The following is a 21939-nucleotide window of genomic DNA, read 5'->3' as shown; positions in this document are numbered from 1 at the left end:
CTTCTCTTTTTATTCCCAAATTTTTACAATTTCAAAAATTTATTTTCTTGATAAAATAGTCTGACCTAATCCTTCGTGAATATCTGTTTTAGGCGTAAATTTTATTAATTTTTTAGCCTTAATATTGTTTGCAACTAGATTTTTTTTATCAAATTTCTCTGATGTAAAATTTACTGGAATTTTTTTCTTAGAAACATCCTCAATCATTCCAATTATTTTTTTTATTTGAATGCCAGTACCCGAAGAAATATTTAATAAATTATATCCCTTCGTATGGCTTGATATTGATTTGATAATACTTTCTATTGCATCATCTATATACAAAAAATCTCTAACTTGATTCCCATTGTGATCTATAGTTATTGGTTTATTCTTCTTTATACTCTTTAAACAATTTGAAATTATTCCTGTTTTTTTATTAGGTCCATAAACATTTGAAAATCTTAAAACTGTAACATCAATCCCAAAAATTTTAGAATAAAAATGATAAATATTTTCTGTTAAAGCTTTTACAATTTGATAATTTGTTGTTGGATTTATTGTATCTGATTCCTTTGAAGGATTTTTAACATTTTCATTATATAACATTATAGTTGAAGCAAAAATTACTTTGATATTTTTCTTTTTTATAATTGAATTAAGAAGATTAAATGCACCTTTAACATTTTGCTCAAAAAGCTTTGAAGTATCTTTATTATTTTGTCCAATTAAATTTATTATTATATCATTATCTGAAATATGTTTTTCTAAAAAATTTTCTTTTGTAATGTCTCCAAAAAAATATTTTCTTTTAATTTTATTTTTTTGTTTAACCATGCCTTTGAATTTAATTTTTTTTAATTCTAATTTTGAGATTAATGCTCTTCCTAGAAAACCAGAACTGCCTAAAATTATTATTGTCATTTTAATATCCTAATTTTTTTTGTCTAGAAATCTTTTCTAAATCGATTTTTTCAAGAATTGAGACAAGTTTTTTTGCTGAATCTCCTTTTCCGTATGGACTTTTTTCTTTTTTTACACTTTCCAAAAATTTTTTATCTAAAATAGCCTTTTGAATTGCTTTTTTGATTTGTTTTTTATTATAATCTACATCGATAACACTTTTTGCCTTAACTCTACCTTCCTGCCTTGTTCCAATGTTTATTGTGGGAATATGTAAAAATGGTGCTTCCATCTTTCCACTACTGGAATTTCCTACCAAAGCTGATGCATGTCGTAATAAATTGATATATTTTGCAAATGAGAGTGTTGTATAATGTTTTAATTTACTCTTTTTAATAATATTTTTAATTTGACTAGAACCAAAATCTGCATTACCATGTATTATGACAGCTTGAATTGATAATTCTTTTATTGCCTGTAAAGTTTCCAAAATGTTTTTTTCTCCTTTATCTGCTTCTGTTGTAACAGTGTGTTGAAGTACGAGTACAAATGGTTTTTTTAGATCTAATTCAAATTCTTTCTCTAATTCTTTAACTGGAATTTTTTCAATATTTTTAATACTGTCTAGAGATGGATTTCCAACTGTAAAAATTAATTTTGGATTTTCTCCCATTTTGATAAGTCGTTTTTTTGCAATTTCATTTGTAGTAAAATGGATATGTGCAAATTTTGTTGTTGCATGTCTTATTGATTCATCAATTGTTCCTGTTACTTCTCCTCCTTCCAAATGGGCTACTACTTTGTTCATATGTGCACCAACAATAGCTACTCCTAAGTTTGAACCTATGTCAAAACCTGACAAAATAATGTCTGGATTCAATTTTTCAATAATATTTGTTAATTGGATAATAGAATTTCCTAAAGATCTTGCCATCTCCCCCCCTGTATCTTTTCTATTTTTAGAATACATCTGAAATTTTTCTTTAATTTTAAATCCATCTGAGTATATTTCATCAATTGTATTCTTATATTCTGATAAAAGATGACTTCCAGTTACTATCAAAAAATAATCTAGTTTTTTTGATTTTTCTATTTCTTTAATGATAGGACGAAATTTTGTATAATCTGCTCTGCGTTCAGTAACAATTAGAATTTTTTTTTTAAAGAATATCACTATATGAAAGCTGTTTTGCTTCTGGAATATCTCTTTTTGCTTTTTTTCCTATGATTTTGTAAAAACTCTTTGCAGGAATTTGTCCTGTATTGGGTCTTTTTGTGGTTAAATTCCCTTCAGAAAATATCTCGTGTTTTTTTATTCTGTTTTTTGTTACAACTGATTCTCTAGCAAAACGTAGAACTGGTAATTCTTTTTTAAGAATTTTTTTTGAATTTCCAAGTGCAAGTTTTACAGCTCTACATCCTTTTACTAGTTCTTTTAATTCCTCTGGATTTAATGATAAAGATTGATCTGGTCCCGGCATTTTCTTATCTAATGTGATATGTTTTTCAACAATTGAAGCTCCTTTAGCAACTGCACCTAAAGCAGTATAGATTCCAATAGAATGATCAGAAATTCCAATTGGAATCTTAAAAATTTTAGAATATTGCTCAATAACACCCAAATTTATGTCCCTGTAATCTGAGGGATAAACTGATGTTGTTTGAAGTACTGCTAAAGGTACTTTGTGTTTTTTGAACAAATTCACTGCATATTTTATTTCATTCATTTCTGACATTCCTGTAGAAAGTATTACAGGTTTCTTTGTTTTTGCAATATGTTCTAAAAATGGGATGTTGGTTAATTCCCCTGAACCAATTTTGTATGCAGGCATTCTAATTTTTTCTAATCTATCAACTGCTTCAATTGAAAATGGTGTTGACAAAAAAATAATTTTTTTATCTTTACAATATTGATTTATTTGAGCCTCTTCTTTTTCTGTTAATTCACAATTTTTTATTATACTCCAAAGTGTTTTTTTAGAAATATTTCCTGGTTTGATATTGGTTTTTACCATTTCTTTTTCTGTTATATGAGTCTGAAATTTGATACAATCTGCCCCTGCTTTTTTTGCAATATCTACCATTTTCTTAGCAATTCTAATAGATCCATTATGATTAATTCCTGCTTCTGCTATTACGAAAACTGGATGAGAGGAACCAATGCGTTTATTTTTAATTTGAAAATCTTTCATGATTTTAATATAATTCCATATTTCTGGTCATATTTGTTTTATTGGTAAATAATGTAAAAATCTCTCATAAAATAAAAATGACTTTATGTGTCTACTATGTTGAAAAATATGTTGATGAAAATTGTTCTTGTGGGTTGTGGAAATGTTGGAAGTAGACATCTTCAAGCACTTGTTAAGTTGAAATATCAAACAACCATATACATCATAGAACCAGATAAAAATTCTCAAAAAATTGCAAAAAAAAGGCTGACTGATATTCGTTATAGTAAAAATAATCACAAGATAATCTGGCTAAATTCACTTTCTGATCTAGATAAAAAAAGTGATGTAGTGATTGTTGCAACTCACTCTAAAGGCAGAGTCGATATAATTAAAAAATTACTGTTGAGTGGTCATAAACGATTTTTAATTGAAAAATTTGTTTGTCAATCTACTGCTGAATACAATAATTTACTTTCATTAATAAAAAAATTTAATGCGAAAGGATGGGTTAATACAAATCTACAATGTTTTGATGGTTATCAAAAAATAAAAAAATGTTTTAAACCAAACGAACCTATTTCTCTCTCCGTTTTAACTAATAGTAAATACGGTTTAAGCACCCAAGCTATACATTATCTTGCTCTTTTTTCTTGGCTTACTGAAAATAATAAAATTAAACTTGATGGAAAATATCTTAAAAAGGAATTAATTCACAATAAACGTAGCAAATCTTTTAAAGAATTTCAAGGTACTTTGACAGGAATTAATGATAATGATTCATTTTTGAATCTCACTTTCCTTCCATCATTTAGTGATTCTTTGATTGTAAAGATTTCAGGAGCACATATGCATTTCATTCTTGATGAAATAAATAGTAAAATCCTTGTTTTTAATGAAAATAAACCTAAAAAATGGTATTTTGAATTTGAACATGTTAGTAATCTTACTACAAAAATAATTGATGATATCTTGAAAAAAGATAGTTGCCTATTACCTTCAGTACAAGATTCATTTAATCATCATTCTGAATTGTTTAGAATTTTTAATGCTCATTTACGTAAGATACTTAATAAAGACTTTAAGTTATGCCCAATCACATGACTGAAAAATTTCCAACAGGTTACGATTTAGTAACTAATATTCACAAATCAAATTTTGAAAATAAATCTGTTCTTATAATTGGTGGTGGAGAAATGGGTAAACAATATTCTCATGCACTTACAAAAATGAATATAAAAAATGTAACAATAATTTCACAAACATCAAAAGATTCAAAAGAGTTTAGTGATAAGTTTCAATTTGAATTCCTTTCTGGAGGCTTTGAAAAAAACTTACCATCTCTGGAAAAAATGGATTTAGTAATAGTGGCTACTCCTACACCACTACTTTTACCTGCAACAAAATTAGCAGTAGAATATGGTCAAGATAATATCCTAGTTGAAAAACCAGGTTCTCTTTATCATAAAGAATTGTTATCGTTATTGAAAAATTTAAAATCTCAGAGAATTAGGATTGCATATAACCGAATTCTATATCCTAGTTTTCAAAAATTAAAATCAATGATTGAAAATGATGGCGGTGTTACTTCATGTACATTTGATTTCACTGAATGGATACATCGTATTCCTTTTGGAATTTACAAAGATGATGAATATCAATATTGGGGAATTGCAAATTCCTTACATGTAATTTCAATGGCTATGGAAATTATAGGAATGCCTACAAACATTTCAACATATCAATTAGGTTCATTAGATTGGCATAATTCAGGTTCAACATTTGTAGGGAGTGGAATAACCGATAAAAATATCTCTTTTTCTTATCATGCTGATTGGGGTTCTGCAGGAAGATGGGGAATTGAAATTATAACAAAAAATAATGCCTTTCGTTTAATTCCTCTTGAAGAACTTTATGCATGTCCTAAAGGTAAAGTTGATTGGAAACAAATCGAACTTGAACCCTCTTATCCTGAAATAAAAACCGGTATTGCAGAAGAAATTGCTGTAATGTTAGACCCTAAACTTGAACAAAATTTGAATATGATCACGCTAGAAAAATCTATTAAATATAATAAATTAGCAGAAAAAATTTTCAATTATAACTGAATTTCTAAACATCTTAAATTAATTACACTTAATTTCAAATCGTTTTTAGCACTAAGAAAACTGAAAACTAATATCATTCATTAAACATAGAAAAATGTTTGAAAGTATTAATTGTAGGATTAGGTTCTATTGGAAAACGTCACTTAGATAATCTTGTGACTAATTTTGATGCAGATATAATAATTTGTAGCAAACGCAAAAATTTGACTTCTCCAATCTATAAAAAATGTAAAATTTTTAATTCGATAGAACAATGTATTGATGAAAAACCAGATGTTGGTTTTATCACAAATGTTACAAGTGAACATGTATCTTCCGCATTAAAATTAGTAAATGCTGGTATCGATGTATTTATTGAAAAACCACTTTCTAATTCATTAGATAAAGTTGATGAACTATCAAATTTAATAAATGAAAAAAAATTGATCTCTTTTATTGGATGTAATTTACGTTTCCATAAATGTTTTCAAAAAATTAAAGAAATAATTTCTAATGAAGAATTAGGAAAAATTTTGTCTGTACAAGCACATAGTGGTTCTTTTCTTCCTGATTGGCATCCATATGAAGACTATAGAACAAGTTATGCATCGAAAAAAGAACTAGGTGGTGGTGTAGTTTTAACATGTATTCATGAAATAGATTATTTGTATTGGTTATTTGGTGATGTACAAGAAGTTTTTGCAATGAATGGGAAATTTAGTGAATTAGAACTAGATGTAGATGATTTAGCAGCCATTTTGATGAAATTTAAAAATGATATTGTTGCTGAAATTCATCTAGATTATTTTCAAAAACCCGATTTTAGAAGCTGTAGGATAATAGGAAGTAAAGGTACACTCTATTGGGATTCTGAAATAAATACAGTAAAAATGTATGATCCCATAACTAAAAACTGGATAGAAAAGATCAGTATTCCTAATTATGAAAGAAATACAATGTATGTTGATGAATTAAAATATTTTATTTCATGTACAAAAAATAGAGAAAATACTGTTAACAATATAGATGATGGCATAAAAGTTCTTAAAATTGCATTAAGTATAATTAATTCTTCTCAAAAAAACTGTGTGATGTCTATTGAATAATAAAAAAAACCCTGTAACCTCCATCTTTAATTTAAAAAACAAAACTGTAGTTTTAACTGGTAGTTCTGGAAGATTAGGTACTCAATATGCAGATATTTTGAGTGCAGCTGGAGCAAATGTGATACTTGCAGATATTGAATCTAAAAAAAATAAAAAACTTGAAAATAATTTAAAGAAAAAATATGATGTCTCTCCTTTAGCCTATAGTGTTGATATCTCACAAAACTCTGAAGTTGAAATAATGACTGATGTGATTTTAGAAAAATATAAAAAAATTGATGTTTTGATTAATAATGCATTTTTTAATCCTAGTCAATCCAAATTTTCTTCATCTGCATTTGAAAAATTCCCACTTGAACTTTGGAATCAAGTTTTATCTGTCAATTTAACTGGCCCATTAATTTGTTCACAATCAATTGGTCGAATAATGGAAAAACAAAAAAAAGGTGTCATTGTAAACATCTCATCTATTTATGGATTAGTTGGTGCAGATCAGAGAATTTATGGAAAAAGTAATCTGAACTCACCTGTTTCTTATGCAGCTACAAAAGGAGGTATAGTTAGTCTTACAAGATATCTAGCAGCCTATTGGCATGGAAAAAACATACGTGTAAACACTCTTTCTCTTGGGGGCGTATTAGATAAAACCTACATGAAAAATGATTTCATAAAAAAATACTCTGAAAAGACAATTCTTGGAAGAATGGCCAACAAAGATGAATACAAGGGTGCATTGCTATTCTTAGCTTCTGATGCTTCGTCTTATATGACAGGTGCAAATCTTGTCATTGATGGTGGTTGGACTGCTTGGTAATAAAAATTATTTTTAGAATTAGTCCAATTTTAGAATTTTCTTTTTAACAATCATTTCTGCCAATTGAAATTCAAATTCAGTGTCTATCATTAATCCTGTTTCAGCTGGAATTTCATATGGTAATGCATTTGGAAGTAAAGGTTTTCCATACTTGAAAAATTTCTCTGTCTTATATGTAAATAATCCATTTAACTGATACACTATTGGTGCTGTTTGTCTACTCGCTGGTCTTTTTCCTTTCTCTTTTACAAGTTTTAAAAACCCACTAGAGTCAAGTTCCATCATATTGAAATATGGATTAAGATGCTGTCTATAAACACCAAATACTGCATTGCATTTCTTTTGGTTTAGTAAACGAATGCTACCTGCAACATCTTTATTCCGAATAAAAGGAACTGTGCAATCTCTACTTACAAATGTATCAAAATCATATCCCATAGAAAATAATTTCTTCAATCCATGAATAATTACTTCTGCCATACCTGCAGAACTTGTAGCTAATTTCTTTGGTCGTAAAAAGGGTACCTCTGCACCGAATTTCTCAGCTATTCTAGCAATTTCTTTATCTTCAGTAGAAACTACCACATGACTAAAAATATTGGATTTAATGGAAGATTCTATAGCATATGCAATAAGTGGTTTTCCTGCTAATAATCTGATATTCTTTCTTGGAACCCCTTTTGAACCTCCCCGAGCACCAATAAAACAAATAGGTTTAGTCAAACTATATTTCTAATCTAAAACTACTTTAAAAAATGTTAATCAAATTCTTTATTCATTTTATGGGTTTTAAAACAAACATTATCTTTCTATTCCCAAAAGCTCCCAATTCATAATCAACAAATATTTCTGATATGTTGTCATCATTCTTTAATTTTTTATTTTCATCAGTAGATGTTTTTATTATGATGTTATCTAAAATTTCATATCCTGCTTGTTTGAAAAAATTTTTCCATTCAAAAATTCTGTATTCATGTTCACCATTTTCTCTTCTTGTTAAAATAGTATCTTTAGGTCTATAATTTTTAATGAGAAATTCTTCATCATAAACAATATTGAGCATTCTTTCAATTTCAGAATCTGGTGTAGAATTATTATGGGCTCTATCAACAATTACCAAAATAGAATCTTTCTTTAGAACTCTTTTACATTCTGTTAATGTCTTTACTAAATCTGATGAGTGATGCATAGAGTCCCACGAAACTGCAAAATCAATAGAATTTTCCTCTAATTCTAAATTATCAAAAGAACCTACGACAGAAATTACTTTATTGTAGTTTTCTCCTAAAATCTCTTTTTTGACTATTGGCTGACATAACTTTACTACATCTTCTACTAATTCTACACAAAAAATTTTCTTGACATCCTCTTTTCTTGCAATTGTAGATGAAATACAACCAACCCCTCCACCTAAATCCACTCCTATACCTTTCATTTTATCCCAAACTTTTGGAATTTTTTTGAATATTTCAGAAACATATTTTGTATCAATGTATACATATTCGTTAATTATTGTCTCATATCCTTTTGAGGATGCATTCTGTGCTATCAATTGATTTCCTAAATATTCTTGTCCAGAGATAAGTGATTTTTCTCTAGGCCAATTTTTGAATTCCATCTATTCATCTCTCAAATAATCATATCTTTTAATTTATTTTCTGGTTATACATCTAAATCTACTCAATTCCTTTACCGACTCTAAATTTTTCATGCCAAACCCCATCTTTATCTTGTTCAAAAAATTCAGGATTATACCATTTATCCAAAATTTTCCAAAATTCTGGAATTGTCATTCCAGTAAATAAACAAAATTTCTCTATAATTCCTTGATCTAGGTTTTTGTCATACTCTTCAACTAATTTTACTACTTCTTCTCGTGTTTTTGTTCCTGCTCTAATCCATCTTGAACCAATTTCAGTTGCTGACGAATGGGCATATTTTGGATATTTCATAAATTGATTTAGTAAATATCCTATTGAATCAATTTGATTGTATTCTTCAATAGTGCCTTCTCTCTGATATTCATGTAAAAGTTGTTTAAAACCCCATCTTTTTGCAACTTCAAAATTATGGTGAGAATCCCATGGTACAAAATAGCTCAAATATACTGGCTCTAATTCTGATTTTTCTATATCTTCTTTTGTTGGCATTCTAACTGATTCTAAGTCCTTTTCGGTCAATTGATTATCTTCAAACCATTCTTTCCAAACTGGTTTTACTACATCATTTAACATTATTTCTTTAGCTGATGCTTTTTCACTATCATATTTACCACCATAAACATAATTCACATCTTCTCCATAAAAAAGAAGTTTTATTCCTAATTGAATTGCCATTTTTATTGGAAAAGCGTAAATCAATGCATCAACATACCACGTAGGAGAACCAATTTTCTCAAATGCTTTTCTAAATAAGATTTTAGCTACCTTTCTATTAGGATTAAATGAAATTACATCACATCCAAAATTCTCAGATATGTTTTCAAAATTCTTTCTACCCGTTTCTGTCCAATCAATATTACTTACTGACAATAATAATGGATTCATTTTAAGAACTTCTTTTACGTAATAAACTTGGAAATGAGAGTCTTTTCCTCCTGAAATAGCGATTGCGCAGTCATATCCATTTCCATTAGTTCCTCGATATTTTTCACATAATGACTTTAACTCTTCAAATCTTTTTTCCCAATTTGTGGTTTTTTGTTTTTCATAATTTATGCACGCAGTACAAATTCCATTTTCAAATTTTAAACCAGGTCTAGTATTTGGCATTACACATTTTTTACAATACTCCATTTTTTCTATTAATCCACAGAATTTCTTCCTTATAAAATCTCACACCTAAATTAGTAAAGGTAAAAAGAAGGAAGAAATAGAAAAAATTCCTTGACCAAAACAAAAATTTCTTTGAAAAATCTTTTGAAAAATAAATCAATACTAATTACTGGAGGTGCTGGTAGTTTAGGAATTGTGTTAGTAGAAAAATTACTCACATATCCTGTAAAACAAATTAGAGTATTAGATGTCAATGAGCATGCTTTATTTCAATTAAAAAGAAAATTTGATGATAATAGATTAAGAATTTTATTTGGAAATATCACCAATTCTGATAGGTTAGAAATTGCTTGTAACCAAATAGATATTATCATTCATGCGGCTGCTTTGAAAAATATAGAAATTACTGAATTTAATGCAATTGATACTGTAGATATTAATGTCAATGGCACCCTAAATATTATCAAAACTGCCATTAAAACGGAACCAAAAATTTTCTTAAACATTAGTACTGATAAGGTTGCAAGTTCCTCAACATTATATGGCACCACAAAAGAAATTGGTGAACGATTAACTACTTGGGCATCTACTCATTTTCAAACAACAAAATTTGCTTCAGTAAGATTTGGAAATATCATTGAAACTAGAGGTAATGTATTTGAAGTGTGGAAAGAAGAATCTGAAAATAATAAACCATTGTCAATTACAGATCCTAATATGAAGAGATTTTTTTGGCATGTAGATGAAGCCGCAGATTTTATTCTTGATTCTCTAAACATAATAAAACAAGGTGATATAATTATTCCAAAAATGAAATCGTACAAAATTAAAGAATTAGCTAATAAAATTTCTAAAAATCAAAAAATTATTGGTTTAAGACCTGGTGAAAAAAAAGAAGAAATTTTGATGACTAGTGATGAATTAAAATGTACTATTGAACGGAAAAATATGTGGATAATAAAAAATAATATCTAATGTTAATCATTATTATTATGAAATTCCTTTCGATTTAACTAAGTTCTCTATTGCATTTACAATTTTCTGTATTGCATTTCCTTCACCATAATATTTTTTTATAAATTTTTTAATTTCCGTTTTATTTTTCTCGTTAAATAAATTTGCATCATTTACACATTCTTTAATTTTTGATATGTTATTACAATCTATGGCTACTTTTGAATTAAGAAACAAATCATTTTCTACATTGAAATAGTTCAATATTATGAGGGGTTTATTCATAATTAATGCAATAGATCCTGCAGTACTTGTGGCTGTAGTTAAAATTACGTCGGCTTTTTCAATTAATTCATAAATATTTTCATGTTGAAATAATTTAATGTGAGAATTATGTTTATCTAAAATTTTTTTGTATTGATTAAAATCATCACTTACAGGATGAATTTTCATATTTAATGAAAAATTATCCCTTAATTTTTCATATTCTACAGATAATTCATCAAGCATTTTATTTTGATTGTCGATGGACCAATTACTTTGAGCTTGATTTGCCAAATTTACAGTGATGAATAAAACATTAGGTTTTCGAATCGTTTCTGGTTCACTATTCTTTGATTTTAAAAATGCTAAATCATAATTTGGATCTCCAACCATGACCATACTGTCTTTTAATAATCCATTTTTAATTCCATATTCTATGCTAAACTCGTTTTCTATCAATAATAAATTACAATTGAATTTTCCTCTAGATTTGATTTCATTGACTTTTAAAAAAAAAGTTCCTAAAAATTGCTGATAAAGGTCTGAAATAATATTTTTACATGAAATTCTTAAAGCTCTTGCAGATCTAATAAAAAATAGATTTTTTCTAATATAGTCTATACTTTTAAAACTACTTTTGTCATCTTTGATTTGTTTTTTTTCAGCAGATTTTTTTATTAAATATTTTAGTCTTTTTTTTGGGTTTTGAATATATGTAAACATAGGTGTTCCTTCTACCCAACCACAAGTCAAAATTTTAAAAAATCGTGCAGTTAGTAAAAATGAATAATCTATTGTACTCTGGCCTGGCATTAAAAAAATAAGCGAAGGATTTGTTTTTTCAATTACTTCTTTAGCTGTTCTAAAATCCTTCCAAAATAATATTTCACATGGGAAATTGATTACTTCTTTCTTACTGAATTTATCCGAAATTAACCAAAATACTTCGATTTTGTTTTTTTTGGAAAGAATTGGTACGATTTGCTCAAAAAGAATACTTATTCGATTTTTTACGTGTGGGCCTACCTCATTTATTACCAAAATTCTTAACATACTTAATTTCTCTAGACTAAACTTAAAAATGGATTTAAAAAATCTATTTGATCAGTAATGTCTAATATACGTGTAACTTATACAGGTTTTATATCATTTTTTATTGCTATTGTAACCGCAATCACTGGAAGTCTATTTACTCTAATTCTTACCCGAACTCTAGGCCAAGAAGAATTTGGAATTTGGGGATTGATTGGAGGAATTACACAATACATTATGATGTTTAGTGTAATTATTTCTTATTGGAGTACTAGAGATACTGCAAGAAAAATTGATTCTGGAAAAACTGCAGTAATAGGTACTATGTTTTTATCTATTTTTACTGTAATTGTTTATCTTATAATTTCTTATTTTCTTGGAACCGAAACAAAAACTGACTTAAACATCTTGTATTTTTCATCCATCTTAATCCCTGTAATGTTTTTTGGTGGTATTCTTACTGCAATTAATTTGGGATGGAAACCACATACAATTAGTTATGGTTTATTGGCATTTGGTATTACTCAAATGCTGTTTGGTTTATTCTTTGTATATTTTTTAAATATGGAAGTTATTGGAGTAATTTTAGCAAGTTTACTGGCACATTCAATTAATGCTGTTATCCTATTCAAATATGCAAGATTTAAACTTCGTAATAAACTAGATTTTAGTTATTTTAAACGATGGATGAAATTGTCTTGGTTACCACTATATCCATGGATTCCTGTTGTTGTTGGGGGTTTAGAAATATCTATTTTTGCTATAATGACTGGCTCTGTAATTGGACTGGCCATATGGACTGCTGCAATGGCTGTATCTTCTATTATTAATCAGGTAGGATTGATTTCTAGAGCAGTTTATCCAAAATTGCTAGAAAATAATACTACTTACTACATACGTGATAATATTTCTCTTCTATTTTTCTTTAATTTTATGATGGCCGGAGCAATTATTGTTTTTGCAAAGCCAGCTCTCTTTGCCTTAAATCCTATCTATGTTGATGCTTTTCCAGTCGTCATTATTTTGGCAATTATGTATTTCTTTACAGTATTATCAAACATGTCTGTGCAAAATTTAACTGGTGTAGAAAATGTAGATCTAGATAAAAATGCTACAATGAAACGTTATATTCAAAGTAAATTATTTTATCCTCATACCTTAAGATTAGTTCAAACAGTTATCTCTACTTCGTCTTTAATTGTTGGATTTTATCTTCTAATAAATTCCGATTCTTCTAATATGGAACTTTTAACATTTTGGTCATTAGTACTTTTATTCACTCAACTTCCTATATCATTAATTTTATTAAATAAAATGAAAAAAGCTATAGAAATAAAATTAGATTATACAAAAATTTTAAAATATTTTATAATTAGTATCTGTGCATTCTTTTCTATTCATTTAATTACTGAAAATTATTTAATTTATGAATCCAATGTGTTTACATTTCTGCCCTCATTATTGTCATTTTTTGGTTTAGGACTTTTATTTTATGTATCTTTAGCTTATGCCACAGATCAAAAAACTCGCCAATTAATCACATCAATAATGAAAGAAATAAAATCAAAAGGAAAATGAATACTTTAGAATAACTATGAAAATTTTAATTGTTCATGAAATTGATTGGATTAAAAAAGTCCCATTTGAGCCCCATCACTTAGCTGAAATCTTTTCAATTCAAGGTCATGAAGTATTTGTTATTGATTGTGCTGATTCTGATTTTTCAAAATTTACATCTGGCATATCTACACAAATCATAAAAAATTATCACAGGCTTTATGAAAATGCATCAATTACATTAATTCGACCTAGTTCTTTACTCATAAAAGGACTTAATCGTTTAACTCATTTTTTTTCTTGTAAAAATATTATTAAAAAAACTCTCCTGAAAAACAATATTGATGTAATTCTTTTGTACGGTGTTGCAACCAATGGAATTCAATGCATAAAATTATCACAAGAACTAGGAATTCCCTTAATTTTTAGATCTTTAGATGTGGCACATGAACTAGTAAAAATTCTAATTCTACAAAAAATTGTACAAAAAAATGAAAAAATTGTCATTCAAAATGCTACTCATGTGCTTGCAACCACTCCTGAATTAGTAAAATACACAAAAATGATGGGAGCAAAAAACTCTGAATACTTTCCACTTGGAATAACTACTGAATTCTTTCATCCTACTTCAAAATCTCACTCTCTGATGACTTCTTTAGGAATTCAAGATTCTGACAAAATAATTGGTTTTGTTGGAACTATTTACCCATTTGCAGGAATTGATTTTCTACTAACTCAATTTAATGTAATAAAAAATTCTGTTCCAAATGCCAAATTTTTAATCATTGGTGGTGGCCCTCATTTTGAAAAAATAAAAACATTGGTAAAAAAATTTCATTTAGAATCATCAGTGATACTTACAGGATTTGTTGAACAAAACAAATTATCTGAATACATTTCATTGTTCGATATATGTATAAATCCATTTGTTATCAATTCTATTACAAATTGTATAATTCCTACAAAAATTCTTGAATATATGGCATGTAAAAAACCTGTGTTATCTACACCTCTAAAAGGAACTATTGAACTATTACCTGATGAAACATATGGTGTTGTTTATTCACCATTAAACAATTTTGTTTCTTCATTAATAGAACTTTTACAAGATACAAAACGTTTAAGCCTTTTAGGCGAAAATGGTTTAAACCATATTCAAAAATCTCATTGTTGGGAACAACTTGCTAAGCAGTTAGTTGAAATGTTCCAAAACTTTACAAAACATTGATTAAAAAATTTAATTATGTATGATGAGTAGATTTCATATGAAAATTGGATTTATAATTTCAATGTATGATGAAATTGAAACAGTTCAAAAAACTATTGTTACTTTAAAACAATATGGGTGTCCTATAATTATAATTCAATCTGATCCAAAGGATCCATCAAAAATTATTGATGAAAATCAAGTAGATTTTTATCAAAAATTATCTGATCTTGCAGGCTCAAAAGAGGAGTACATTAAAGAAAGAACATCTTCAAAAGAAGCTACAACACCGGTTAAGGCAGTTACAAGAAATTATCAACTTGGTTTTTCTATGACAAAAAGTTTTCATGTTGATTATTGGGTTGCAATTTTAGGTGATGTTCTTATCACTAGTATGACTGGAATAGAAGAAATTATTCAAAAAATGAACTCTAAGAAAAAATCATTGGCAATTACTCGTGCTGTAGGACAAACATTCATGGATAATGATGATAAACCAACAAGAATTCAAACCCACAATACCACTGACTTTATGCCTCAATTTTTCATTGCACAAAATGATCCAATACAAAATGGATTATTCTCAAAATTTACCATCACTAATAGATTTGCTACTGAACAATGTCTTGGTGATGAAGTAATTCGTTATTGTACAGAAAATAATACTGATTTTCATACTTTTACATTTACCATCTCAGATTATGCGTATCCCCAATTTATTTCTGGATTAAAATATAATCCAGACAGAATTTCTATGCCACGTTATGTTGATGGGTTTGTCAATATGATGAGACGATTAAAAACTAATCACTCAAAATAATTCTATGATTCTACTGCTGTTGTTTTTTTATTCAAATTTTCTAAAAATCTTGATAAATCTTCGGGAGTTCCAAGCCCTCTCATTTCTGCAATTGGATAATGTAGAATTTTCTTACCGTCTTGAATCATTTCATTATAAACAGGTGCAATGTAAAATTCATTATTTGTTCTGATATTTTTTACAATCATTTTTTCAGCAGCTTCCACAAAATCACTTCCTTTTTTAAAGTAGTATATTCCAACTGTTGCAATATTGCTAATTGGTCTTTTCTCTGCAACTTCTAATACTTTATTCTCATCATCTATTTTGACAAAACTCCATTTTGGGTGTGTAGCTATGAACGTAACAATTCCTCCATCTGCCTCATTACTTCGAAGATATGAAAGAAAGTGTTGATTGTTCCAATCGATCCATTGGTCACTATTTGCAATTATCAATTCTTCGTCATTATTGATTAATTCTTTTGCAAGTAATGTTGTGCATGCAGCACCTTCTGTTATACCATTAACTGTAACAATTTTACAATTAGGAGATATTAATTCTAATAATTCTTTTAGAGAATATTTTTCAGAATGTTCTTTTTGACATAAAAACACATGTTCAGCAGGAAAATTTAGATTTTCTACTATGATCTGAATCATTGGTTTCCCATTAATATCAATTAATGGTTTTGGAAAACTATATCCTGCATCTTCAAATCTTTTTCCTCTGCCTGCCATTGGAATCAAAATTTTCATACTCACAATTCTTTTAATCTATATTAAATTGCTTTTGCTATGAATTAATTCAATATTTTTTAAAATTTATTTGAAAATCATTTTATTATATTACATATTCATAATACTGTTTGAAAATTCTAAAACATAGGGTAAACTCAATAGATGACGTAAATCCAGAAATGGATCTTGAAATTGATGTTCGTGACTTTAACAATGAATTGGTTTTGTCACACGATCATCCAAATACGAATAGTTTGAAATTAGAAGATTTCTTAAATCATGTCTCAAAGAATCAACTTTTAGCCATAAATATCAAAAGTTCAGAAATTGAAGATGATCTTTTCACTATATTAGATGATCAAAAAATTTCTAATTACTTTACATTTGATTGGTCTATTCCATCTCTTCTAAATGCATTAAAAAAAAATCTCATATGTGCATTTAGATTGAGTGAATATGAAAAAGATATAATTCCAAATTGTAGTTGGGTGTGGATCGATTCTTTCAAAAGTATCTGGTATGACGATAATTTTTTAAATTCTTTAAAAAATTCAGGTTTAAAATTAGCTATTGTTTCTCCAGAATTACATAATAGGAAATCTGATTTGGAACAAGTTAAGGAAATTGTTAATTCTGTTAAAGTTGATGCAATATGTACTGATTTACCCGAATTTTGGTATTGATCAAAGCTATTCTTTATGATTTAGATGGTGTTCTAGTAGATGCTACTGAATGGCATTATGAATCCCTTAATGATGCATTAAAAGAAGTTGTAGGATTTGTAATTGAAAGAGATGAACACATTACTACTTTTAATGGAATACCCACAATGAAAAAATTAGAAATCTTACATAATCAAGGTAGATTAGAAAAATCATCATTTGAAAAAATTTGGGAGAAAAAACAAGAAAAAACTTTTGAAGTTATAGAAAGAATTGCTTCTATTGATCCAAATAAAATCCGTTTACATGAACAAACTAAAAATTTCAAAAAAGCGTGTATTACAAACAGTATACGAAAAAGCGCTTTGTTAATGCTAAAAAAAACAGGTCAATTGCAATACATGGATTTTGTAATTTCAAATGAAGATGTGTCTTCTCCAAAACCTTCTCCTGAAGGATACAACATTGCTATTAAAAAATTTAATCTATCTCCAAAAGATTGTCTAATAATAGAAGACTCCCCAAAAGGATTAGAAGCTGCTAAACAATCAGGAGCAAATGTTTATGAAGTAAGTGGATATCATGAAGTTACATTAGAAAATATTTTAACTAAAATTAACTATTTTAACACTAGTTAATTGATATTCATAACACTTTCATTAGAAAATTAATTAAACTACCCAAGACAAATGTTTCATAATATCTTTTAGTTCTTCTATGCTCATGAATTTAACTGCTCCAGAACTATATTCATTGAATCTTATCTTTTTCTTGGCTGAATTTTTATCAAACTCATATTCTTCTTTTTTAATAATATAATGATCCTTTTTTTCAATTGCAAATCTCATTTCTTCTTCAGAAATTAAAAGTTCATGAATTTTTTCTCCTGGTCTAATTCCTACATATTCAATGGGGTAATTTTTTTTCTTTGTAACCAATTCTGCGTATGCCTTTGCAAGATCTACAATTTTTGCAGAAGGCGCCTTTTTCACGAATATTTCTCCTCCTTTTGCATTTTTAACGGCATAAAAAACAAGTTGAATTGCATCATGTAATGTTAAAAGAAATCTAGTCATCTCTGAATGAGTAACAGGTAGTGGTTGGCCATTCTCTATTTTTTTATCCCATAAAGGAATAACACTTCCTCTACTTCCAAGCACATTTCCATATCTTACTGAACAAAAAATTGTATTGTTCTTTTCATATTGATCTGAACGAAAAATTTTTTCCTGTAATGCTTTTGTCATTCCCATTGCATTAACTGGCTTTACTGCTTTGTCTGTACTTACTGCTACAACATGTTTAACTCCTCTTGCAATAGACGCCTTCACAACATTATGAGAACCAAGAATGTTAGTTTTTACTGCTTCAAATGGATATAATTCGACAGTAGGTACTTGTTTTAATGCTGCAGCATGAAATACTATGTCAATGTTTTTACATACTGTGTATAGACTATCGTAATCTCTAACATCACCAATGACAAATTTTGTAATTTTTGAAATTTTTTGTTCTCTTAGTTCTTGTTTCATAGTATTTTGTTTATCTTCATCTCTACTAAAAATGACAATACTTTTTGGTTTATAATTTGATAATTCTTTTAGTATTTGATATCCAAAACTCCCCGTTCCTCCTGTAATCAAAATATTTTTTCTATTAAGAATTGAATCATACATCAATTGAAAATTATTTTTGATTGTTATTTATTAAGTCTTGGTCAAAAAAAAATGAGAATTTTTATACCTATATTGAACCTTTTTTAGTTCCTATATTTTTATGAATTATCATGAAAGTAATGTCTATTTTTGGTACTAGACCTGAAATTATCAGACTTTCTAGAATATTTCCCTTACTTGATAAAAATTTTAAACATATTATGGTCAATACTGGTCAAAACTATACAAAGGAACTAAGTTCAGTTTTTTTTTCTGATCTTGAACTAAGAAAACCTGACTATAATCTAAAAATAAGAACTGGACAATATGGAACTGAAATTGCTGATATAATTAACAAAACAGAACAAGTTATTCTAAAGGAAAACCCTGATCTCATTCTTATTTTAGGTGACACAAACAGTGGTTTATCTGCAATACCTGCATCTCACCATGGAATTCCAATTGCTCATTTGGAGGCTGGGATGCGTGCATATGATAATAGGATGCCTGAAGAAAAAAATAGAATCTTAATTGATCATCTATCTACAGTATTATTACCATATACGAATTATTCTCGTGAAAATCTTATTCGAGAAAATATTCATCCTAGTAAAATCTATGTTGTAGGAAATCCAATTGTTGAAGTAATTGAGCACTTTTTACCAAAAATTGATAAGAGTAAAATCCTTGAAAAAATGAAATTAAAACAAAATGATTTCTTTTTAGTCACTGCTCATAGAAGTGAAAATGTAGATGATCCAGAACAATTAAAAATTATTTTCTCATCATTAGAAAAACTACATAAAAAATTTAAAAAACGAATAATTTATCCTTTACATCCTAGAACTTTAAGTAAATCTAAAAAGATAAAAATTCCAAAAGGAATTGAAATCATAAAACCCTTGGGCTTTTTTGATTTTACTAAACTAGAAAAAAATGCTTTATGTCTAATTACTGATTCTGGAACAGTTCCTGAAGAAACACTTTATTTTAAAAAACCATGTGTTACTATTAGAGAAAGTACGGAAAGACCAGAAACAATTGAAGCTGGTTCCAATATACTAGCAGGACTCGATATTGAAAATATTCTAGGCTCAGTAAATCAAATAATTTCGACGAAATATGATTGGAAATGGGATTCTTCACTTGGTGATGGAAAAACTGCCTCTAAAGTTCTAAATATTTTACGAGGAAAATTAGAAAGAAGAAAGATTTGAAAATAAAATTAATTAATATAATGTATAAGTGAATTTTATAAATGAACATTTTACTTACAGGCGGTTCTGGCAATTTAGGCACTGAATTAAAAAAAATACTTCCAAATTGTATTGCTCCAACAAAACAAGAACTTGATATAACAAATAGAAATCAAGTTTTTGATTTTTTTAAAAATAATTCAATAGACGTAGTTATTCACACAGCTGCAATAACCAAAATCCGATTCTGTGAAGAAAATCAAAGAATAACCTGGGATACTAATGTTCAAGGAACTAGAAATATTGTTGATGCTATAAAAAAATCTGAAGATAACACCAAATTTGTCTATATCAGCACTGCTTGTGTTTTTGATGGTCATAGAGGCATGTATAAAGAAAGTGATGTTCCATATCCTGAAAACTTCTATGCTCTAACAAAACTTGTAGCAGAAAGTGAAGTGACAAAAGTTTCTAATCATTTGATTATTAGAACAAATTTTGTTGCAAAAAAACCATGGCCTTATCCTGCAGCTTTTACTGATAGATTTGGGACTTATTTATTTGCAGAAAATGTTGCTAAAGGAATTAAAGATATCTTAGATGAAGATCTTAATGAAATCGTACATCTAGTTGGAGATAAAAAAATTTCCATGTTTGAATTGGCACAAATCACTTCTCCTGATATTAAACCAATGACCATTAACGATTACCAAGGTCCTCCATTAACTATGGATATGAGTTTGGATACAGAAAAATGGAAAAAGTATTCCTTGACAAGAAATTAAATACTATTTTGAATGAAATCTCTTAACTGTATCTTCATACATTTCTTCATATTTCTTTATCTGAATTTTTAATTGAAATCTCTCAAGAACTATTCTTTTTGCATTTTCAGACATAATTCTCAACTTTTCATCATTATTTACTGTGCTTAAAATTGCATCAATAATTTGATGTTTATCTTCATCTATGATTATTCCCGCATCATATTCTTTCACCTCTGGATAGTCACATGCTTCTGTAATTATTACTGGTAGTGACATGGCTAGTGCATCTTGAACTGCAATAGGATGAACATCACTATGTGAGGTTAAGACAAATAATGTAGCTGATTCTAAAAGTTCTAGTTTCTCATCTTCTGTTACTAATCCAGTAAAAATCACATTATCATCCAATCCTAGTTTTGAAACTAATTTTTTTATTTCTGTTTCATATTCCTTGGTTCCGGAACCTGCTAAAACTAACAAAAGTTCTTCTTGTTTATTCACAACATCTCTAAATGCATCTAATAACAATTCAATTCCTTTCTTTTCATTAATTCTTCCCATGAAAAGTAAAAATTTTTTTCCAACAAGATTATGCTGATTTAAAATTTTGGTTTTTTTCTGAATAACAAATTTTTCTAATTCTACTGGGTTATCTAATCTATAAATAGACTCAGGAGGAAATCCCATTTTAAGAAACTCTTTTGTTTCTGATTCTCCAACCGACTGCATTCCTGTAGCATGTTTTAAAATTTTTTTTGTATAAAGCTGATCTGCTATTATCTTTTGAGAATTTTTTAATTTTCTAGCAGTTGGTAAAAGAGAGCCCCATGACGAAACAATAAACGGAACCTTCTTTTCATATGCAACTTGAGCAAAAACCATACAAATATGGCTATACCATGTGCATGCATGCACCACATCAAATTTTGGAATAATTTCTCTTGCAAATTCTTTTGCACTAGGACAAAAAAATCCCATCTTGTGAATTGTACAATGTAATGCATATAATGGAACTCCTTTGAAAATAATGGGTTTTTCTCTTGCATTAAGCAGTTGTTTTCTCGTTTCTGAAAATGCAATACTTTTTTCTTTATCATAGTAAAAACTATCTGCATCAGTTGTTACAATTGTTACTTCATGCCCTGCATCTATCAAACCTTTTGAAGATTTGAAAATCAGTCCCATATCCCCAGAAAAGGTTGTAAGAGGTGAACCTACTTGTAAAATTCTCATTTAATCTACTCAATCACGTAAATCATTCAATTAAATAAA

22 protein-coding genes are annotated in these 21939 nt (G+C 28.1%); 12 read left to right on the top strand and 10 right to left on the bottom strand.

The annotated features are described in order from the left end of the window. Window positions 1–39: 39 nt before the first annotated feature. From C6989_RS01265 to C6989_RS01255, 3 genes are read right to left on the bottom strand one after another with little or no spacing between them, the layout of a single operon-like run. Window positions 40–903 (bottom strand): NAD-dependent epimerase/dehydratase family protein, encoded by an 864-nt coding sequence (locus C6989_RS01265; RefSeq protein WP_182126149.1) that lies wholly within the window; start codon window positions 901–903, stop codon window positions 40–42. 1 nt (window position 904) lies between these two features. After that, complete coding sequence (gene neuC / locus C6989_RS01260; RefSeq protein WP_182126148.1) at window positions 905–2056, bottom strand: UDP-N-acetylglucosamine 2-epimerase; 1152 nt, start codon at window positions 2054–2056, stop codon at window positions 905–907. Continuing rightward, window positions 2043–3074 (bottom strand): N-acetylneuraminate synthase family protein, encoded by a 1032-nt coding sequence (locus C6989_RS01255; protein ID WP_182126147.1) that lies wholly within the window; start codon window positions 3072–3074, stop codon window positions 2043–2045. The genes neuC and C6989_RS01255 overlap by 14 nt, the downstream gene beginning before the upstream one ends. Window positions 3075–3188: 114 nt before the next feature. Between C6989_RS01255 and C6989_RS01250 the strand changes: the two genes are divergently transcribed. The 4 genes from C6989_RS01250 to C6989_RS01235 all read left to right on the top strand — a co-directional run bounded on the left by C6989_RS01250 (window position 3189) and on the right by C6989_RS01235 (window position 7060). Then, window positions 3189–4157 carry a Gfo/Idh/MocA family oxidoreductase gene (locus C6989_RS01250; protein ID WP_182126146.1) on the top strand — a complete coding sequence of 323 codons (969 nt, stop codon included), beginning with the start codon at window positions 3189–3191 and terminating at the stop codon, window positions 4155–4157. Beyond that, complete coding sequence (locus C6989_RS01245; RefSeq protein WP_182126145.1) at window positions 4154–5161, top strand: Gfo/Idh/MocA family oxidoreductase; 1008 nt, start codon at window positions 4154–4156, stop codon at window positions 5159–5161. The genes C6989_RS01250 and C6989_RS01245 overlap by 4 nt, the downstream gene beginning before the upstream one ends. 98 nt (window positions 5162–5259) lie before the next feature. Then, window positions 5260–6246: a Gfo/Idh/MocA family protein gene (locus tag C6989_RS01240; RefSeq protein ID WP_220462852.1), complete on the top strand. Its 987-nt coding sequence runs from the start codon at window positions 5260–5262 to the stop codon at window positions 6244–6246. Next, a complete protein-coding gene (locus C6989_RS01235) occupies window positions 6239–7060 on the top strand; it encodes an SDR family oxidoreductase (protein ID WP_220462851.1) in 822 nt (273 codons plus the stop codon). Before C6989_RS01240 ends, C6989_RS01235 begins: the two co-directional genes overlap by 8 nt. A gap of 18 nt (window positions 7061–7078) precedes the next feature. Here C6989_RS01235 and C6989_RS01230 read toward each other — a convergent pair whose 3' ends face one another. From C6989_RS01230 to C6989_RS01220, 3 genes are read right to left on the bottom strand one after another with little or no spacing between them, the layout of a single operon-like run. Continuing rightward, window positions 7079–7783 (bottom strand): acylneuraminate cytidylyltransferase family protein, encoded by a 705-nt coding sequence (locus tag C6989_RS01230; RefSeq protein WP_182126144.1) that lies wholly within the window; start codon window positions 7781–7783, stop codon window positions 7079–7081. Between the two features lie 52 nt (window positions 7784–7835). Next, entirely contained in the window at window positions 7836–8678 is an 843-nt protein-coding gene (locus C6989_RS01225; protein WP_182126143.1) for a class I SAM-dependent methyltransferase, read from the bottom strand. A gap of 58 nt (window positions 8679–8736) precedes the next feature. Further along, window positions 8737–9855, bottom strand: coding sequence for an N-acetyl sugar amidotransferase (locus C6989_RS01220; RefSeq protein ID WP_182126142.1), 1119 nt, complete (start codon window positions 9853–9855; stop codon window positions 8737–8739). 90 nt (window positions 9856–9945) lie between these two features. Between C6989_RS01220 and C6989_RS01215 the strand changes: the two genes are divergently transcribed. Continuing rightward, window positions 9946–10809: a polysaccharide biosynthesis protein gene (locus C6989_RS01215; protein WP_182126141.1), complete on the top strand. Its 864-nt coding sequence runs from the start codon at window positions 9946–9948 to the stop codon at window positions 10807–10809. Between the two features lie 15 nt (window positions 10810–10824). Here C6989_RS01215 and C6989_RS01210 read toward each other — a convergent pair whose 3' ends face one another. Further along, entirely contained in the window at window positions 10825–12105 is a 1281-nt protein-coding gene (locus C6989_RS01210; protein WP_182126140.1) for a hypothetical protein, read from the bottom strand. Between the two features lie 189 nt (window positions 12106–12294). Between C6989_RS01210 and C6989_RS01205 the strand changes: the two genes are divergently transcribed. The 3 genes from C6989_RS01205 to C6989_RS01195 are packed head-to-tail and all read left to right on the top strand — an operon-like array spanning window position 12295 to window position 15668. Continuing rightward, window positions 12295–13662, top strand: a complete 1368-nt coding sequence (locus tag C6989_RS01205) for an MATE family efflux transporter (RefSeq protein WP_182126139.1) — start codon at window positions 12295–12297, stop codon at window positions 13660–13662. Between the two features lie 16 nt (window positions 13663–13678). Beyond that, on the top strand, window positions 13679–14869 hold the full coding sequence (locus tag C6989_RS01200) for a glycosyltransferase family 4 protein (RefSeq protein ID WP_182126138.1): 1191 nt from the start codon (window positions 13679–13681) through the stop codon (window positions 14867–14869). A 37-nt stretch (window positions 14870–14906) separates the two neighbouring features. Beyond that, a complete protein-coding gene (locus C6989_RS01195) occupies window positions 14907–15668 on the top strand; it encodes a hypothetical protein (protein WP_182126137.1) in 762 nt (253 codons plus the stop codon). 2 nt (window positions 15669–15670) lie between these two features. Here C6989_RS01195 and C6989_RS01190 read toward each other — a convergent pair whose 3' ends face one another. Further along, a complete protein-coding gene (locus C6989_RS01190) occupies window positions 15671–16405 on the bottom strand; it encodes a glycosyltransferase family 2 protein (protein ID WP_220462849.1) in 735 nt (244 codons plus the stop codon). A 110-nt stretch (window positions 16406–16515) separates the two neighbouring features. Between C6989_RS01190 and C6989_RS01185 the strand changes: the two genes are divergently transcribed. Both C6989_RS01185 and C6989_RS01180 read left to right on the top strand, forming a co-directional pair. After that, a complete protein-coding gene (locus C6989_RS01185; RefSeq protein WP_182126136.1) occupies window positions 16516–17070 on the top strand; it encodes a PI-PLC domain-containing protein in 555 nt (184 codons plus the stop codon). After that, window positions 17067–17687, top strand: coding sequence for an HAD family hydrolase (locus tag C6989_RS01180; RefSeq protein ID WP_182126135.1), 621 nt, complete (start codon window positions 17067–17069; stop codon window positions 17685–17687). The genes C6989_RS01185 and C6989_RS01180 overlap by 4 nt, the downstream gene beginning before the upstream one ends. A 33-nt stretch (window positions 17688–17720) precedes the next feature. On the opposite strand, the gene C6989_RS01175 is transcribed toward C6989_RS01180, so the two are convergent. Further along, complete coding sequence (locus tag C6989_RS01175; protein ID WP_255464651.1) at window positions 17721–18725, bottom strand: SDR family NAD(P)-dependent oxidoreductase; 1005 nt, start codon at window positions 18723–18725, stop codon at window positions 17721–17723. A 110-nt stretch (window positions 18726–18835) separates the two neighbouring features. Between C6989_RS01175 and wecB the strand changes: the two genes are divergently transcribed. Both wecB and C6989_RS01165 read left to right on the top strand, forming a co-directional pair. Further along, entirely contained in the window at window positions 18836–19921 is a 1086-nt protein-coding gene (gene wecB / locus C6989_RS01170) for a non-hydrolyzing UDP-N-acetylglucosamine 2-epimerase (RefSeq protein ID WP_182126134.1), read from the top strand. A 41-nt stretch (window positions 19922–19962) separates the two neighbouring features. Then, window positions 19963–20685, top strand: a complete 723-nt coding sequence (locus C6989_RS01165) for an SDR family oxidoreductase (protein ID WP_182126133.1) — start codon at window positions 19963–19965, stop codon at window positions 20683–20685. Between the two features lie 3 nt (window positions 20686–20688). On the opposite strand, the gene C6989_RS01160 is transcribed toward C6989_RS01165, so the two are convergent. Further along, complete coding sequence (locus C6989_RS01160; protein ID WP_182126132.1) at window positions 20689–21900, bottom strand: glycosyltransferase; 1212 nt, start codon at window positions 21898–21900, stop codon at window positions 20689–20691. Window positions 21901–21939 lie beyond the last annotated feature (39 nt).

It is taken from the genome of Nitrosopumilus sp. b2 (assembly GCF_014078535.1).
Lineage (GTDB): Archaea > Thermoproteota > Nitrososphaeria > Nitrososphaerales > Nitrosopumilaceae > Nitrosopumilus > Nitrosopumilus piranensis.
Note: the sequence above shows the minus strand (reverse complement) of the source record. Positions and strands in the feature narration are given on the sequence as shown.

Coding starts and splice junctions, on each gene's coding strand:
- C6989_RS01165 (WP_182126133.1), top strand. CDS start 19,963: ATGAACATTTTACTTACAGGCGGTTCTGGCAATTTAGGCACTGAATTA.
- C6989_RS01210 (WP_182126140.1), bottom strand. CDS start 12,105: ATGTTAAGAATTTTGGTAATAAATGAGGTAGGCCCACACGTAAAAAAT.
- C6989_RS01190 (WP_220462849.1), bottom strand. CDS start 16,405: ATGAAAATTTTGATTCCAATGGCAGGCAGAGGAAAAAGATTTGAAGAT.
- C6989_RS01200 (WP_182126138.1), top strand. CDS start 13,679: ATGAAAATTTTAATTGTTCATGAAATTGATTGGATTAAAAAAGTCCCA.
- C6989_RS01220 (WP_182126142.1), bottom strand. CDS start 9,855: ATGGAGTATTGTAAAAAATGTGTAATGCCAAATACTAGACCTGGTTTA.
- C6989_RS01250 (WP_182126146.1), top strand. CDS start 3,189: ATGAAAATTGTTCTTGTGGGTTGTGGAAATGTTGGAAGTAGACATCTT.
- C6989_RS01245 (WP_182126145.1), top strand. CDS start 4,154: ATGACTGAAAAATTTCCAACAGGTTACGATTTAGTAACTAATATTCAC.
- C6989_RS01225 (WP_182126143.1), bottom strand. CDS start 8,678: ATGGAATTCAAAAATTGGCCTAGAGAAAAATCACTTATCTCTGGACAA.
- C6989_RS01160 (WP_182126132.1), bottom strand. CDS start 21,900: ATGAGAATTTTACAAGTAGGTTCACCTCTTACAACCTTTTCTGGGGAT.
- wecB (WP_182126134.1), top strand. CDS start 18,836: ATGAAAGTAATGTCTATTTTTGGTACTAGACCTGAAATTATCAGACTT.
- C6989_RS01175 (WP_255464651.1), bottom strand. CDS start 18,725: ATGTATGATTCAATTCTTAATAGAAAAAATATTTTGATTACAGGAGGA.
- C6989_RS01265 (WP_182126149.1), bottom strand. CDS start 903: ATGACAATAATAATTTTAGGCAGTTCTGGTTTTCTAGGAAGAGCATTA.
- C6989_RS01195 (WP_182126137.1), top strand. CDS start 14,907: ATGAAAATTGGATTTATAATTTCAATGTATGATGAAATTGAAACAGTT.
- C6989_RS01255 (WP_182126147.1), bottom strand. CDS start 3,074: ATGAAAGATTTTCAAATTAAAAATAAACGCATTGGTTCCTCTCATCCA.